Genomic DNA, 15,233 nt, shown 5'->3' on the forward strand with positions numbered 1-15,233 from the left:
AAATAAGCCTCCTTATGTCATTCATTTACATAGTTTATTATACGCTTGAAACATTCTAAACTTAAGCTTACTATATGTAATCGATTTCAATAAGTAAAATGATTCTCCTTGTATAGGTCAATTGACTGATTTATGAGCGCAAATATTGAAAGAAGTTATAATTTTGTTAAAATATTATAATGTCGATTTTTATATAAATAACAATTTAGATACGTTTAACATACAGATAAATTAACTTTTAGAGGAGAATCAGAAAATGGATTATAGAGTGTTATTGTATTACAAATATACAACAATTGATGACCCTGACACATTTGCTACTGAACATTTAGCATTTTGTAAAGAACATAACTTAAAAGGTAGAATCTTAGTATCTACAGAAGGTATCAACGGTACATTATCTGGTACAAAAGAAGATACAGATAAATATATTGAACATATGCATGCAGATGAACGTTTTAAAGATATGACTTTCAAAATTGATGAAACTGAGGGCCATGCATTCAAAAAAATGCATGTACGTCCTAGAAAAGAAATTGTTGCTTTAGGATTAGAAGATGATGTTGATCCACGTGTGACAACTGGTAAATATTACTCACCTAGTGAGTTTAAAGCTGCATTAGAAGATGATGACACTGTTATTTTAGACGCACGTAATGATTATGAATTTGACTTAGGTCATTTCCGCGGTGCCATTCGTCCAGATATTACACGCTTCAGAGATTTACCAGATTGGATTCGTGAAAATAAAGAAAAATTAGACGGTAAAAACATTGTGACTTATTGTACGGGTGGTATCCGTTGTGAAAAATTCTCAGGCTGGCTTGTAAAAGAAGGCTTTGAAAATGTAGGACAATTACATGGCGGTATTGCTACGTATGGTAAAGACCCAGAAACAAAAGGTGAGTACTGGGATGGCAAAATGTACGTCTTCGATGAACGTATTAGTGTCGATGTTAACCATGTAGACAAAACAGTGATTGGTAAAGAACACTTTGATGGCACACCATGCGAACGTTATATTAACTGTGCAAATCCAGAATGCAATAAACAAATTTTAGTATCCGAAGAAAATGAAGCAAAATATCTTGGCGCATGTTCATATGACTGTGCTAAACATAAACGTAATCGCTACGTTGCAAAACACCATATTAGTGATGAGGAATGGAATCGTCGTTTAGAGAACTTTAAAGATGTTCCTGAACATATTCACGCATAATGATATGTACCCTTTATAAGTATCAACCTACTTTTAAAGGGTACTTTTACATACTTACTGTGCTATAATAACTTAAATTGAAACTTACATAAGGTGATTGTTATGAAGAAGCACAGTAAAGATTACTTCCATCTTTTTTATAGTCAGCTATTCGCAAATACTGGAGACGTGTTAATCGTTGTCGGCTTAATTTCGGTAGTATATAGTATAACCTCAAAAACGACTGCCGCTTCTATGATTCCAATTATTTTTACTTCCGGACTCTTTGTTAGTAGCTTTATTTCAAATTATATTTATCAGTATTTTACTCAAAAACAAGTATTGTGGATTTTCCAAGGGCTTAAACTTGTGAGTCTATCCATCATCGCAAGTCTACTTATATTCGAGGAATCTCCAATATTTATTTTTATTCTACTATTTATAAATGCTCTATTTGATGGCTTTACCAATCCAATTAAGAACGCGATGATTCCTTTTATTGAAAAGAAAGAATACATAACTTCGGCGAACGCTTTAATGAATATGATGAGTAGTATGGTTCAATTGTCGACATGGGCATTAGGTGGATTTCTGATGAGTCTGATTGGCGCTAAATATTTATTTTTATTTGCGCTTGTACTAGAAATCCTATCCTACTTCTTTATTATTCAACTTTCAGAACGGCATATTTATAATAATGAAAAAGAAAATATATTAAATAGCTTTAAAACTGTATTACGTCATAACTATTCCAATAAACTGAGTTTATATCTAAATCTATCTATAATTTTCGAATCTGTCGCAACGTCCATTTGGGTTGCTGCAATTATTCTTACATATACGAGAACATTTTTACATGTCGATGATTTTTGGTTTGGACTCATCAATGCTGCCTTCTTTAGTGGGACAATTATTGCTGGGTTATGGATGAATGATAAAGATCAATTTTTCACAAAAATAAGTTACCCTATTATTATTTATATTCCGCTCATATTAGCTTTGATTAATGCCAGCTTTATCCTACATAAATCTGTGTTACTTGCTTTACTAATTTCATTATTAATGGGAATTTTCGAAGATTCACGCTATATTTCTTTAAACTCAGTTGTACAACGTGAAGTACCAAAAGAAGCCCTAACATCCACCTATATACTGAATAATTTATTAAACAGTGTATTTTTCTCACTTGGTACTTTAGGTATTTCTCTTGTTGTAGATAATCAAGGAGTGATGTGGGCATATGTAATTAGTAGCGTTGCTTATGTGTTAACATTTGTTTTAGGTTTATATTTTAAAACAGCAATTAAAAATTAATTTACGAGGAGACGACGATATGTGTACAGGCATTACATTTCAAGCCAGCAATGGAGATGTTATTTTTGGAAGAACGATGGATTACGATTATCCTTTGAACGGCTTTCCTGCAGTTCAACCTCGAGGATACTCCTTTAAATCGCATGTCGACTATAAAGGAGAAACGTTATATGCCTTTGCAGGTGCTGGTTCTGATATGGAAGGGTTTGTTTTTGGAGATGGCGTCAATGAACATGGACTTGCCATGTCCAATCAATACGATCGTGGATATGCGTCATATGCGACAGACATTCGTGACGGCTATATCAATATTTCTCAAACAGAAGTGCTTGTCTGGGCGCTTGGCTATAACAAAACGATTGAAGAATTTATTGAAAATGCGGAACAAGTTAACGTTGTAGCCTATTCATATAGTGATATTAACGAAGTTCCTCCATTACATTATCATTTATCTGATGCGACAGGGCGCACTGTGGAAGTGACATTTAATGATGGTCGCATCGTCGTGATTGATAATCCAATTGGCGTGCTCACAAATAACCCAGATTTAAATTGGCATTATGAAAATTTGAAACACTATATGCATGTGACACCATATAACATTGACAATACATTTTCAAAACAATTGAACTTAGGGAATATGAATGGCACATTCGGTTTACCTGGAGGTTATACATCTGGCGAACGCTTTGTTCGCGCAGCTTATCTTGTTCATCACTTATTACCAAATAGCGATGACCATCCTATCTTAGATGCATTTAGAATTTTAGACCATGTGAGTGTACCAAAAGGCGCTGTTCGCCCTTCAGACAATAGATTTTATTATACGTTATATCAAACTGTTTTTAATTTAACGACAAAAACCCTCTATATTAAATATTATGACTCGAATACCATTACAGAATTACAACTCACCAATGACTTAATAAATCGTGACGATTTGATAGTCTTTTCGAGAAAGAACAAAGGGTTATATACTGAAAAAGTGAATGACTAACATATTTTTAAATCTAGTAAAGTACCTCTCTTACATTAAATTGTAAGAGAGGCTTATTATTTTTTCACTTTTATCATTCTTTATTTTATCTATAAACTAGTCCACCATCAGTTAAAATGGCTTGTCCAGTAATATAATCTGAATCTGATGATGCTAAGAATGACACTAAAGAAGCCACATCTTGTGGTTCTTGATAACGTCCGAGTTTAATTGCTGATGAGAACTGTTCAAATGCTTCACCTGGTTTTAGATTACTGTCTAGTTTAACCATTTCAGCATCAATACGATCCCACATTTCAGTTTTAGCAACTCCAGGACAATATGCATTCACCGTGATCCCTTTTTCAGCTAATTCTTTCGCTGCAGTTTGAGTGAGAGAACGTACTGAATGTTTAGTAGCACAGTATGTACCTAATACCTCATAAGATTCATGTCCTGCAATACTGCATGCGTTAATGATTTTACCTTTACTATTTTGCTTAATAAACTGTTTTGCTGCCGCTTGAATTCCAAATAACGTGCCATATACATTTATATGGAATAATTTATCCAATTCATCTTCTGTAATATCTAAAATAGGTGATACCGCATCTACACCAGCATTATTTACAAATACATCAATTTGACCAAATTCTGCCACTGCAAATTGAACTAATTCTTCTTGCTCTTTTTTCTTAGAAACATCACTATGAAATGCTACCACGTTATATCCATTCTCTTTAAATTCTTGTTCTGTTTTTTCTAGAGCTTTTTGATTAATATCTTGAATCACAATATTAAATCCATCATTGGCTAAACGTTGAGCAATTCCTTTTCCTAATCCTGCTGCTGAACCTGTAATGACTGCTGTTTTTGTCATAATACCACTCCTTTTACATAATTATTTTACCCTTATAGTTTAATTTTATTCTTAATTTTAAATGATTCACAAACTGTTCATATATCTTTTACGTTGCCTTATATCATCATCTGTTTAATGATGTAAATAAGTGTTTATACCTTACGTATTAAACTGTAAAAAATTAAAGGAGATGTTTTCTTATGAATATTTTAGTTACTGCATTTGATCCGTTTGGCGGAGAAAAGGTAAATCCGGCATTAGAAGCGGTTAGACAACTGGACCCTACTATTGGGGCACATACCATTACAACATTAGAAATCCCAACTGTATTTCACAAATCAAAAGATGTGATTCAACATGAATTAGAACATCATCATTACGACGTGGTATTATCGATTGGACAAGCAGGGGGACGTTTCAATATTACACCTGAACGTGTAGGCATTAATATTGATGATGCACGTATTGCAGATAATAAAGGACATCAACCCATTGATGTTGCCATTCATCCAGATGGAGCGCCAGCTTACTTTTCAAATCTTCCTGTTAAGGCAATGACCGAAGCAATTAAAAAAGCGGGTGTTCCAGCAAGTTTATCGAATACCGCAGGCACATTTGTCTGCAATCATGTGCTTTATCAATTAGGCTACCTTGCAGATAAGTATTATCCTAACTTACGATTTGGCTTTATCCATGTGCCCTTTATTCCAGAACAAGTCATAGATAAACCTAATACACCTTCGATGTCTTTAGATACGATTACAAAAGGACTTACAGCAGCAATCAATGCGATTTCAGACCACCCTGATGTTAAAGTAGCTTTAGGAGAAACACATTAGAAAATAAGATGATTAGTGATATGTAAGATACAATTTCTATAATTAAAACGATTTTATTTGTCTACAAAACATATAATTTTGTAGACATTTTTATTTTCAAAATAAATGTTTCCATGTATCATTAATAAGTGACGAATATAAATTGAAAGAGGTTTTAAATTTGAAAAAGCATCTGCTTTTGTCATTCGCAATGTGTGCCTCCCTACTATTAACTGGATGTACACATGATCAACATCAACACAAAGAAGTGAAAGTATCTCTTGCACGAGAATTTAACCCGAGCCAGTTAGATGCACAAGCGTTTGATGTTCCGATGCCTGTCTACAGTGCAATATACCAACCTCTTGTTACATATGGAGAAAATGGAAAGATTGAGCCTGGTTTGGCTAAATCTTGGAAAGTCTCTAATAACGGAAAAGATTATACGTTTCACTTAAAACACCATATTAAATTCAATGATGGTTCGAACTTTGATGCGAAAGCAGTCAAATTTTCAATTGAACGTGCGAAAGCGACAGATAAAACGAATCCTATGGAAACATTAGATAAACTGAAGTCGGTTACTATTAAAGATAACTATACTGTAGATATTCATTTGAAAATGCCATCAAATCAAGTATTAAATGAATTATCACAAATACGTCCGCTACGTATCATGAGTCCACATGCGGTAAAAGATGGTAAAACCACTGGAAAATTTGAAAAAGCGATTGGTACAGGACCATTCAAAGTAGCAGATTCAACAAATGAGACTGTGACTTTTAAACCGAATCCTTATTATCACAACCATCATCCATTGGATTACGATTTAATTTTTCAAACAATTGAAGATAGCGATTCGAGACATCTTGCAATGGAAAGTCATTCTATTGATATTACAGGGGGTTCACTAGGACATTTGACTCCTCAACAAATCAAGGAATCATACCGTAATCAAGATTTAAAGGTAAAACAATATCCAAGTACAGAAACACAGTTCATGGCCTTTAATCCAGAGGTCTCATTACTTCAAAATAAAAAGATGCGCGAAGTAATCAGTAAAGCGATTAATACTGATCACTTATCATCAAATAAGCAGCTTAAAGGATTATTCCAAGACGGCGTAGAATTCGTGAATGATACAAATCAACACACCCATTCATATAATCCTACTCAAGCGACACGCTTATTAGAACAATTAGGCTATAAAAAAAATGATCGGGGCTACTTTGAAAAAAATGGACGAGACCTTTCTTTAAAATTAGCGCTCCAAACTGATGAATTTCCTGAATGGAAAACAAAAGCAGAAATTATGCAACAAGATTTGAAAAACGTAGGTATTCATTTGGATATTAACGTTTTAGATGCCCAAACGTATTATGAAACACTCACTATCCGAAAAGATTATGATCTTATTTTCTATCGTTCTTATACGAATGCGCTCATGCCATATAACTTTTTAAATGCACGCTTTAAGCAAGACGGAGATAAGCCCGGTATGTTCGCAAACGATGTTCAGCTAACAACAATGCTTAACCGCTTCTCAACCATTACCAATAAGGATGATCAACAACGTGCATTTAATCACATCTCACATCGCATCAATCAACAGTATCTTGAAGTGCCAATTGCTTATCCAAACGAAGTGTTTGTTACAAGTCCTAAAATTAAGCAATTCGAATTCTCAGGACAAACGGATGCACCCATTAATTACGATAAATTGAAGGTATCTCATCATGATTAGTATGATTAAACATTTACTTAAACTTATATTATATTTCATTATTATTTCGTTTATCTTATTTGTGCTACTTGAACATACAACTGGAAATCCAGCGATTCAATATCTACATGAACATGGTGTCGCACAAATCACAGATGAACGAATTAAGATGGCTCAAGATAAACTTGGATTAAGCCAAGCATTGCCTATTCGTTATTTACAATGGTTAGGCCATGCATTTACAGGCGATTTAGGCACGAGCTTTAGTAACGGCGAGCCTGTCACTGACCGTATTGCTAAAGCCGTTGCTCCTACCTTGAAACTTATTTTTATCTCAGCCATCATCTTATTTCCACTTGGCTATATTATTGGCTATCTCTGTGGGAATTATCCTAAGAAAAAGTGGTCTATATTCATATTACGTGCGTCTCAAGTGGTGACATCACTACCAGAATATTGGTTAGCCATTATTTTTATTTACTATTTCGGTGTGAAATGGCATCTTCTACCATTTGTTGGAAGTTATAGCTTTGAATACTTTATTCTACCTATCGCTATTTTAGTCTTAGTTGAAGGGAGTCATATGGTTTTACTCAGCAGTCATCTATTTGAACGTACACTTCGTAATGAAGCATACCAACTTGCCTCATTACGTCAGTTTAAATTAAAAGATCGTATTTACGTACAAGTTAAAGACATCTTAGCGCCATTACTTACGATTACAATTAATAATTTTATTCGTTTATTCAGTCGAGTCATTATTTTAGAAGTCATTTTTAGTATTTCAGGGTTAGGAAAATTGCTTATTATTAGTATTAATCTTCGGGATTATCCACTCATTCTAGGTATTCTAATGATGATGATTACAATCATTATGATATTGAATTTCCTGGGTGATATTTTACTAGAAAAAAGTGACCCTCGTTTGAATATGTCGAAAACGTTAGGAGGGCGAGTAACGTATGAAGATTAAACATTTCATATGGCCTATTGCAATAATCATTTTAGCTGTACTCGCTTATGCCCTATATGATAAAGCAAATCAAATTCATCAATCTCAAGCATTACGTCCCCCAAGTTTACATCATTTACTTGGTACGGATGATTTGGGTAGAGATTTTCTAACACGACTATTTGTAGGTAGCTTGATTACACTTGGTCTTACTGCATTCATTATGATAGGGACAATCGTGCTTGGACTGATCATTGGTCTTATTTCAGCTATAGTAGGTAAATGGTTAGATTCTATCATTATGGCACTTGCAGATATGTTAATCGCTTTACCAGCTATCATTATCGCGCTTGTCGTCCTTGGTTTTATTAATAATTCTGTAGTAGGATTATGTCTTGCACTCATCATCGGCTGGCTCGGTCGCTATTTGCGGTATTTCAGAAATTTAGCACGTGACACGATGACACAACCGTTCGTTAAATTTGCGCCACTTAGTGGGATGTCGAAGTTCCAAGTTACAATACATCACATTGTGCCACATCTCATCAGTGACATTATGGCACTTGTTACTGCAGATTTTGGTAAGTTAATGTTAAGTATTTCCGGTCTCGCCTTTATTGGTTTAGGAGTAAAACCCCCTATTCCTGAATTAGGCGCCATTTTACATGACGGTAAAAGTTATTTCTATTCTGCGCCCTGGTTATTTATCTTTCCAGGTGTCTTATTAGGAGGGTTCGCACTCATATGTCAAATACTCAATCGTCGTCACCTACATTAGATACAGTCCTTTATATCAATGATGTATCTGTTTATCACAAACATGAACCATTACTTAAACAGATACATTTAAAGATTGAAAAAGGAAGCTTTCATTGTTTAATTGGAGAAAGTGGGAGTGGTAAATCTTTACTTACACGTACTGTACTGAATATGAAAGAAGATGATTTAACCTATCGTGGTGAGATTCATCTCGATTTAACGCAAACGGATGCAATGTTCCAAGATGCGAATCGCAATTTTTTCCAAAATGTTCGTATCAAGCGACACTTTGATGCATTGTTTGACTCTATGTCATCTTCATTAACACGTGATCAACAAAAAGCATTTGTATTACGTCAATTTAAACATCTCGGATTGGACCAACCTGAATCCATTTATTATCAGTATCCTTTTGAATTGAGTGGTGGTATGGCACAACGAGTTGCACTTGTCATGGCTATTGTAAGAGAAGCACAGTTTTTAATTGCAGATGAACCGACTAGTGCGCTAGATCAACACAATCGTCATAGTTTAATGGCTCTACTGCATCATGTAGTGACAGAACATGATATGACAGTGCTATTTGTAACTCATGATTTAAACTTAGTCTTAAACTATGCAACACATATCAGTGTCATGCTAAACGGAAACATTGTAGAAACAGGGCGTGCTTCTGATATTTTACGTGATCCTCAGCATGCTTACACGAAGCAATTGATTGAACTAGCTAATAGGAGATATCAATATGTTACAGATTAAACAGTTAAATAAAGCTTTTTCTAATAAACAGATATTTAAAAATTTTAATTATACATTAGAGACACACGATCATTTATTGATAAGTGGCGTAAGTGGAAGCGGAAAGTCTACTTTGGCTCAAATTATTGCAGGATTAGATTCAAATTATCAAGGTACACTCATATATAACGATTTAGAACTTGGCCATATTTCACAACACAAATGGATGAAACATATCCAATATGTGCCTCAATATCATTCGAGTACACTTGATCCAAATAAAACAGTTCATTGGATATTAAAACAACCTTTAATTCATTTTCATTATCCTAAAGCTATACATGAGGACAGAATAAAAGAAGTCATGTCGCAATGTAAGTTAGAATCACAATTACTTGGTAAAAAAGTGAGTACTTTAAGTGGTGGCCAATTCCAAAGGCTATGGATAGCAAAAGCTTTGCTTGTAGAACCAGATGTCTTGATTTTAGATGAAGCAACAACAAATTTAGATATGGTGAACGAAGATATCATCTTACAAATGTTAAGAGAATTTCAACATTTACAGTTAATTATCATTACACATGATTCATATTTATTGAAAGCTTTACCTGGTAAACATTTAAATATTGGTTAATTCAAAATAAAGAGTGGGACAACGAGTTTTGTCTCACTTTTTTCATAAATAGTTCAAATATTTTATAAAGTAAGTTGTAGGTTGAAATCAGAGTATGTTATGTTCAAGTTGCAGTATACGTAGTTCAAATAAAAACATTAGAGGTGATACAATCATGACTCAACAAGGTATTACAGAAACACGTATGCATTCAGATTCAAATCTTGACTCTCATTATCATAAAAAAGATGAACATTATCCTAAAGGGAATCGCTTCTTAAATGTTCTTATTTTTATAGGATGGATGTTACTTGCTCAGATTCCTATTGTTCTTATTTTATTTATTACTAATTTTTCTGCAAAAATGGATGTTACAAGTGGAACACTAGCAACATTATTATTTATGCTGTTAGCCGCTGTCGTTATTTGGCTGGTTAGACGTTATTATCAACGGCATACATATGAGCCAATTAAACCGTTTAAACGCAAAGATATTATGATTAATATCGGATGGGCACTATTACTTCGCGTTATTGTCATTGGAATGAGTTTTCTAATGATGGCAATAACAGGTCAAGCACAGACAGAAAATGATAAGGCATTACTGGGTAACTTTCAAGGCGCGAAACCTTCTCCCGATCAACTTGGACAAGCGTTTCCTGTCATAGTATTTGCACTTACCCTTACGTTTGTAGCTCCCTATTTAGAAGAATTAATTTATCGAGGTATCTTTAAAGAGACACTATTTAAACGTAGCAGTTTTTGGTTACCATTTATTTTATCTTCACTTATTTTCGCTTCTCAACATGGTATTTCAAATTGGGTAGCTGTTTTAATGTATATCACAATGGCGATGATTTTTTATCTCGCTTATCATCGTCGTCATAACGTTAGAGATAGTATGATGGTTCATATGATTCATAATGGCGTGACGGGTATTGTGATTATTGTGAGTTACTTTATCGCAATGTTTAGCTAAAAAAGTATACCAGTTAAATGAAGTCGACAACTATCTCGCCAAAAAAGGAGTGGATCGGAATTCATTTTGAATTCATCGGCCCACTCCTTTTTTAATTCATTCGATTAATCTATATCAATATGATTTGAATCCTCATTAAACGCTTCAGTTTTAATATTTTTATCTTCCAAGAAATTTGTAATATCTTGTTTTTCTCGATCATTTACAATATCTTGATCTTTATTCACTTGCTCAATATCATTAAAAATAGATGTATCATCATCTGATTTTAATGATATTTCTAAACTTTTTTGCTCTATGCGATTGGCTGTTGAAATATAACGACTTATTTTATCAGTATAGATCGCATAGTCATTATTTGGCATCTGATTATTTTGAATGTATTGTGCAAAATTTGTATCATTCTCATTCTCTAATTGAACAAGTTTTTTTAATTTATTTGCTTCTGTATTGGATAATTTTTGATTGGAATATAATTTTATTTTATATGTATTGATCGTATCGTTAATCTTTTTGTCAATATTAATATACTTTTTAATATCTTTTTTAATCGTTTTCTCAGAAATCTGTACATGTCGTACTGATGTTTTTTCAAAAACATGATCCGGTACCTTTGTATCTGATTCTAGACTGATATCTTGATCATCAGAACTCTTATTGTCTTCTGTTGAATGTTCTTCTTGTGTATCCGCTTTGTCCGAATGGTCACTATCCTCTTTAGACAATCGATGACATCCCACTAAGCCAATAGATAATATGAGAATAAGCATTACTACCACTATCTTTTTCATAACTTTTCTCCTTAACTACGTTTATTTATCTTTACTTTAAGTATAGAACAATTACGACTACTTTTGAATGCGTTATAAGTTGCTATCTTTATATGGACTACGGCACATTAACAGAACAATAATCACAATGGTATAGCCTATGGTAGAGACGATAGATGTTTCAAAACCAAACTGTCCTCCCGTAAGCACCATATTTTTAAAACGTAAAACATATTGAAAGACGTTATAGTCAGTTTCTTTTGTAGTGATATAAACGACTTGAAAGACATTCCAAAAGAAATGTAAAGTGATACTCGCCCAAATGGTGTTAAATCGATATGTTGCTATACCAAACATCATACCAACTAAAGTGCCACTAGCTAACAATAAAAGGAAACTTGTAACATTTAGAGCACCATTCAATAAATGAATCACGCCAAAAAACAGTGAAGTACCAACGATTGCGATTCGAATGTTCGTTTTCTTTTCAATATAGCCCATTAAAAGACCTCGACACACCATTTCCTCGACAATAGCACCAGCTGCAGCTTGCATAAAAATAATGTAACTCAAGTCGTGTATCGTCTTACTGATTGAGTTAAAATGATGTATCTTAAAATCTCCCGGTATAAAAATAAAGTAAATCGCATATACTACGCACGGTAATGCAATCCCTAAAATCAAATAAATCGGATGAAATACAGGTTTTGTAATTCGATATGAAGATAGCGCCTCTTTAAATACATGAGTAATTATCCATCTTACGATGAAAAATGTAAGTAAAATATAAGTGATACTCGATAAAATTGTTCCAATTCCATAAAATGGTATCAATGTATCAAATAATAGCGCAATCGTTTGAGAAATAACCATAATGATTATCGCTAAAAGAAACATACCAACAATTTTTATTATTTTCATTTTTATTCTCCAATATAAGTGATGTATATAAATTTATCATAGCATAGAAAAAAGAGTAAGATTGAATTGACAATGAATTCATTTTCCTACTCTCTTAATATTAAAAATCAATTTCTTTTTGCTATTTTAGATATATATGTAGAAGCTTTATTTTTGTCGTAAATCGTTAAACCAGTAATATCTTTTACATTTTTAGATGGTACAAGCAAGCTTACGATATAACCTAAAATAAAAGCAACTAAAAATGAAATAATTGATACGTAAAATGGTGAGTTTCCTCCACCTATTCCATGAAGTAAATAAGCGATAATTACTCCTGCAAATAGTCCGACAATGACACCAAATGTATTTGCACGTCTTGTGAATATCCCAACTGCAAATATTCCAGCTAACGGCACACCAAATAATCCAGTAATAAGTAAGAATAAATCCCATAAATTATTAGAATCTGCTGCAATTAAATACATCGAAATACCATAGCTTAATAAACCTGCTATCACAATAATTAATCGAGCAAATTTCACTTCTGATTTATCATCCCTTTTTCCAAAGAAGCGATGTTTAATATCTTCAGAAGTACATGCTGAAATTGAATTTAAACTTGATGAAATTGTTGATTGTGCTGCAGCGAATATTGCTGCAATAAGTAATCCACCAATAAATGGGGGCATTTCAGTCAAAATAAAATATGGAACAATTGATGATGTATTAAAACCTTTAGGCAATGTTTCTTGATGCTGATAAAATGAATACATCATCGTACCCATGCCATAGAAAATAGGCGCTGAAATTAGTGCTAAGACACCATTTGTCCATAATGATTTTTTGGTTTCTTCCATAGATTCTGATGCTTGATAACGTTGTACTACATCTTGGCTCGCTGTATATTGATGTAAATTATTAAAAATATTTCCCAGGAAAATAATTGGGATCGCCGCTGCTGCTGAGTTAAGTTTCCAATTATCTGCGCTAAGAATTTTTTTATTCGCAATAGCATCATGTACAATTGTGCCAAATCCACCTTTTATTTCAAAAGCACCGATGATAATGATAAGCAGTGCTCCACCAAGTAAAATGACACCTTGGATAAAATCGCTCCAAACGACTCCTTCGAATCCACCTAAAAATGTATATAAAATACATAAAATACCTACTAAACTTGCTACAATGTATGGATTAATATCAGATACAGCAGTTATTGCTAAAGTTGGTAAATAAATAACGATTGCAATACGTCCTAAGTGAAAAATAATAAATAATAATGATCCAATTAAACGTATACTTGGTCCAAATCGTGCTTCTAAATATTCATAAGCTGAAGTTACATGTAATTTTTTAAAGAATGGAACATAAAAAGCAATTAATATTGGAATGATTGCTACAATTGCAATATTTCCTGCTATATAGGCCCAATCAGTTAAAAAAGCTTTTTCAGGTGTAGACATAAACGTAATTGCACTTAATGTAGTCGCATAAATAGAAAAGCCAATTGCCCACGATGGTAAACGTCCGCTTGCTTTAAAGAAACTATCAGTATCTTGACTTGCACGTTTAGTAAAATAGGCACCTACTAATAACATTGCTACAAGATAGACGATAACTGCTATCCAATTCCATAACCCAAATCCTATATGTTGCATAAGGATCACCCCTTGTTTATATTCTGTCGTTTAAATTGTGTCGTAATTACAAGCTATAAGTTTCAATTAATTGATTTAATTCTTTACGATTTGCTTCATTAAATGGTGAAAATGGACGTTTAGGTACTCCACCATCGATGCCTCGTGTTTTTAATATTTCTTTTAAAGTAGGGTAAATACCCATGCTTAAAACTGTTTCAATAATATTATTAGTATCGTGTTGAATTTTATAAGCTTCTTCAATTTTACCTTCACGAGCTAAGTCATAAATTTGACGTGCACGACGGCCATTCACATTATATGTAGAACCAATTGCACCATCTACTCCAGAAATAACTGCTTGAACTAACATTTCATCAAATCCTGACAAAATCAACTTATCTGGAAATGCTTTTCTAATTCTTTCAAGTAAGAAGAAATTTGGCGCAGTATATTTTACTCCTACAATTTTTTCATTATTAAACAATTCTTTAAATTGGTTGATACTAATATTTACACCAGTCAAATCTGGGATGGCATAAATTATCATTTTATTTTGCGTTGCTTCAATAATATCGAAGTAATATTGCTTAATCTCTTCAAAAGAAAACGGATAATAGAATGGTGTTACTGCTGATAATGCGTCATATCCTAAATCTGTGGCATACTTCCCAAGTTCAATGGCCTCATTTAAATCTAGTGAGCCTACTTGAGCAATTAATTTCACATCATTTCCAACCGCTTCTTTTACAACTTTAAAGATTTGTTTCTTTTGTTCTTTACTAATTAAGAAATTTTCTCCAGAACTTCCATTTACATATAAACCGTCTAATTGTTCAACTTCTATTGCATTCTTTGCGATTTGTTTTAATCCCTCTTCTTTAACTTGACCATTTTCATCAAATGGGACAAGTAACGCTGCATATAATCCTTTTAATTGTTCTTCCATTCGAAATCCTCCAATATATGATCTGAATTTTTTATAATTTTA

15 protein-coding genes are annotated in these 15,233 nt (G+C 33.2%); 10 read left to right on the forward strand and 5 right to left on the reverse strand.

The window, feature by feature from the left end; all coding sequences use genetic code 11:
• The first annotated feature begins 256 nt into the window (after positions 1-256).
• From HMPREF3131_RS10695 to HMPREF3131_RS10705, 3 genes are all read left to right on the forward strand, one after another.
• Entirely contained in the window at positions 257-1,219 is a 963-nt protein-coding gene (locus HMPREF3131_RS10695; RefSeq protein WP_017175522.1) for an oxygen-dependent tRNA uridine(34) hydroxylase TrhO, read from the forward strand.
• A gap of 102 nt (positions 1,220-1,321) precedes the next feature.
• Complete coding sequence (locus tag HMPREF3131_RS10700; protein WP_070436809.1) at positions 1,322-2,512, forward strand: MFS transporter; 1,191 nt, start codon at positions 1,322-1,324, stop codon at positions 2,510-2,512.
• Positions 2,513-2,531: 19 nt separating this feature from the next.
• Positions 2,532-3,509 carry a choloylglycine hydrolase family protein gene (locus tag HMPREF3131_RS10705; RefSeq protein ID WP_070436810.1) on the forward strand — a complete coding sequence of 326 codons (978 nt, stop codon included), beginning with the start codon at positions 2,532-2,534 and terminating at the stop codon, positions 3,507-3,509.
• An 85-nt stretch (positions 3,510-3,594) separates the two neighbouring features.
• Here HMPREF3131_RS10705 and HMPREF3131_RS10710 read toward each other — a convergent pair whose 3' ends face one another.
• Positions 3,595-4,368, reverse strand: coding sequence for an acetoin reductase (locus HMPREF3131_RS10710; RefSeq protein ID WP_002449443.1), 774 nt, complete (start codon positions 4,366-4,368; stop codon positions 3,595-3,597).
• A 182-nt stretch (positions 4,369-4,550) separates the two neighbouring features.
• Here HMPREF3131_RS10710 and pcp point away from each other — a divergent pair, with 182 nt between their 5' ends.
• The 7 genes from pcp to HMPREF3131_RS10745 all read left to right on the forward strand — a co-directional run bounded on the left by pcp (position 4,551) and on the right by HMPREF3131_RS10745 (position 10,932).
• On the forward strand, positions 4,551-5,189 hold the full coding sequence (gene pcp / locus HMPREF3131_RS10715) for a pyroglutamyl-peptidase I (RefSeq protein WP_049379388.1): 639 nt from the start codon (positions 4,551-4,553) through the stop codon (positions 5,187-5,189).
• A gap of 160 nt (positions 5,190-5,349) precedes the next feature.
• The gene (locus tag HMPREF3131_RS10720) at positions 5,350-6,912 is read left to right on the forward strand and encodes a nickel ABC transporter substrate-binding protein (protein WP_070436812.1); all 1,563 of its coding nucleotides are present in this window, start codon (positions 5,350-5,352) and stop codon (positions 6,910-6,912) included.
• On the forward strand, positions 6,905-7,864 hold the full coding sequence (locus HMPREF3131_RS10725; protein ID WP_002449445.1) for an ABC transporter permease: 960 nt from the start codon (positions 6,905-6,907) through the stop codon (positions 7,862-7,864). The genes HMPREF3131_RS10720 and HMPREF3131_RS10725 overlap by 8 nt, the downstream gene beginning before the upstream one ends.
• Entirely contained in the window at positions 7,854-8,621 is a 768-nt protein-coding gene (locus tag HMPREF3131_RS10730; RefSeq protein ID WP_002449346.1) for an ABC transporter permease, read from the forward strand. The genes HMPREF3131_RS10725 and HMPREF3131_RS10730 overlap by 11 nt, the downstream gene beginning before the upstream one ends.
• The gene (locus tag HMPREF3131_RS10735) at positions 8,588-9,361 is read left to right on the forward strand and encodes an ATP-binding cassette domain-containing protein (RefSeq protein WP_017175528.1); all 774 of its coding nucleotides are present in this window, start codon (positions 8,588-8,590) and stop codon (positions 9,359-9,361) included. Before HMPREF3131_RS10730 ends, HMPREF3131_RS10735 begins: the two co-directional genes overlap by 34 nt.
• Complete coding sequence (locus HMPREF3131_RS10740; RefSeq protein WP_002449241.1) at positions 9,348-9,974, forward strand: ATP-binding cassette domain-containing protein; 627 nt, start codon at positions 9,348-9,350, stop codon at positions 9,972-9,974. Before HMPREF3131_RS10735 ends, HMPREF3131_RS10740 begins: the two co-directional genes overlap by 14 nt.
• Before the next feature lie 154 nt (positions 9,975-10,128).
• Positions 10,129-10,932, forward strand: a complete 804-nt coding sequence (locus HMPREF3131_RS10745; protein WP_048679934.1) for a CPBP family intramembrane glutamic endopeptidase — start codon at positions 10,129-10,131, stop codon at positions 10,930-10,932.
• A 104-nt stretch (positions 10,933-11,036) separates the two neighbouring features.
• Here HMPREF3131_RS10745 and HMPREF3131_RS10750 read toward each other — a convergent pair whose 3' ends face one another.
• The 4 genes from HMPREF3131_RS10750 to HMPREF3131_RS10765 all read right to left on the reverse strand — a co-directional run bounded on the left by HMPREF3131_RS10750 (position 11,037) and on the right by HMPREF3131_RS10765 (position 15,191).
• Positions 11,037-11,723, reverse strand: coding sequence for an NDxxF motif lipoprotein (locus tag HMPREF3131_RS10750; protein WP_061544124.1), 687 nt, complete (start codon positions 11,721-11,723; stop codon positions 11,037-11,039).
• A 72-nt stretch (positions 11,724-11,795) separates the two neighbouring features.
• Complete coding sequence (locus HMPREF3131_RS10755) at positions 11,796-12,623, reverse strand: CPBP family intramembrane glutamic endopeptidase (protein ID WP_061544125.1); 828 nt, start codon at positions 12,621-12,623, stop codon at positions 11,796-11,798.
• A 107-nt stretch (positions 12,624-12,730) separates the two neighbouring features.
• Positions 12,731-14,263 (reverse strand): sodium:solute symporter family protein, encoded by a 1,533-nt coding sequence (locus HMPREF3131_RS10760; protein WP_002449381.1) that lies wholly within the window; start codon positions 14,261-14,263, stop codon positions 12,731-12,733.
• A gap of 46 nt (positions 14,264-14,309) precedes the next feature.
• Positions 14,310-15,191 carry an N-acetylneuraminate lyase gene (locus HMPREF3131_RS10765; RefSeq protein ID WP_017175530.1) on the reverse strand — a complete coding sequence of 294 codons (882 nt, stop codon included), beginning with the start codon at positions 15,189-15,191 and terminating at the stop codon, positions 14,310-14,312.
• Positions 15,192-15,233: the final 42 nt, after the last annotated feature.

Source organism: Staphylococcus sp. HMSC14C01, assembly GCF_001808085.1.
Taxonomy (GTDB): Bacteria; Bacillota; Bacilli; order Staphylococcales; family Staphylococcaceae; genus Staphylococcus; species Staphylococcus hominis.

Coding starts and splice junctions, on each gene's coding strand:
- HMPREF3131_RS10695 (WP_017175522.1), top strand. CDS start 257: ATGGATTATAGAGTGTTATTGTATTACAAATATACAACAATTGATGAC.
- HMPREF3131_RS10700 (WP_070436809.1), top strand. CDS start 1,322: ATGAAGAAGCACAGTAAAGATTACTTCCATCTTTTTTATAGTCAGCTA.
- HMPREF3131_RS10705 (WP_070436810.1), top strand. CDS start 2,532: ATGTGTACAGGCATTACATTTCAAGCCAGCAATGGAGATGTTATTTTT.
- HMPREF3131_RS10710 (WP_002449443.1), bottom strand. CDS start 4,368: ATGACAAAAACAGCAGTCATTACAGGTTCAGCAGCAGGATTAGGAAAA.
- pcp (WP_049379388.1), top strand. CDS start 4,551: ATGAATATTTTAGTTACTGCATTTGATCCGTTTGGCGGAGAAAAGGTA.
- HMPREF3131_RS10725 (WP_002449445.1), top strand. CDS start 6,905: ATGATTAGTATGATTAAACATTTACTTAAACTTATATTATATTTCATT.
- HMPREF3131_RS10730 (WP_002449346.1), top strand. CDS start 7,854: ATGAAGATTAAACATTTCATATGGCCTATTGCAATAATCATTTTAGCT.
- HMPREF3131_RS10735 (WP_017175528.1), top strand. CDS start 8,588: ATGTCAAATACTCAATCGTCGTCACCTACATTAGATACAGTCCTTTAT.
- HMPREF3131_RS10740 (WP_002449241.1), top strand. CDS start 9,348: ATGTTACAGATTAAACAGTTAAATAAAGCTTTTTCTAATAAACAGATA.
- HMPREF3131_RS10745 (WP_048679934.1), top strand. CDS start 10,129: ATGACTCAACAAGGTATTACAGAAACACGTATGCATTCAGATTCAAAT.
- HMPREF3131_RS10750 (WP_061544124.1), bottom strand. CDS start 11,723: ATGAAAAAGATAGTGGTAGTAATGCTTATTCTCATATTATCTATTGGC.
- HMPREF3131_RS10755 (WP_061544125.1), bottom strand. CDS start 12,623: ATGAAAATAATAAAAATTGTTGGTATGTTTCTTTTAGCGATAATCATT.
- HMPREF3131_RS10760 (WP_002449381.1), bottom strand. CDS start 14,263: ATGCAACATATAGGATTTGGGTTATGGAATTGGATAGCAGTTATCGTC.
- HMPREF3131_RS10765 (WP_017175530.1), bottom strand. CDS start 15,191: ATGGAAGAACAATTAAAAGGATTATATGCAGCGTTACTTGTCCCATTT.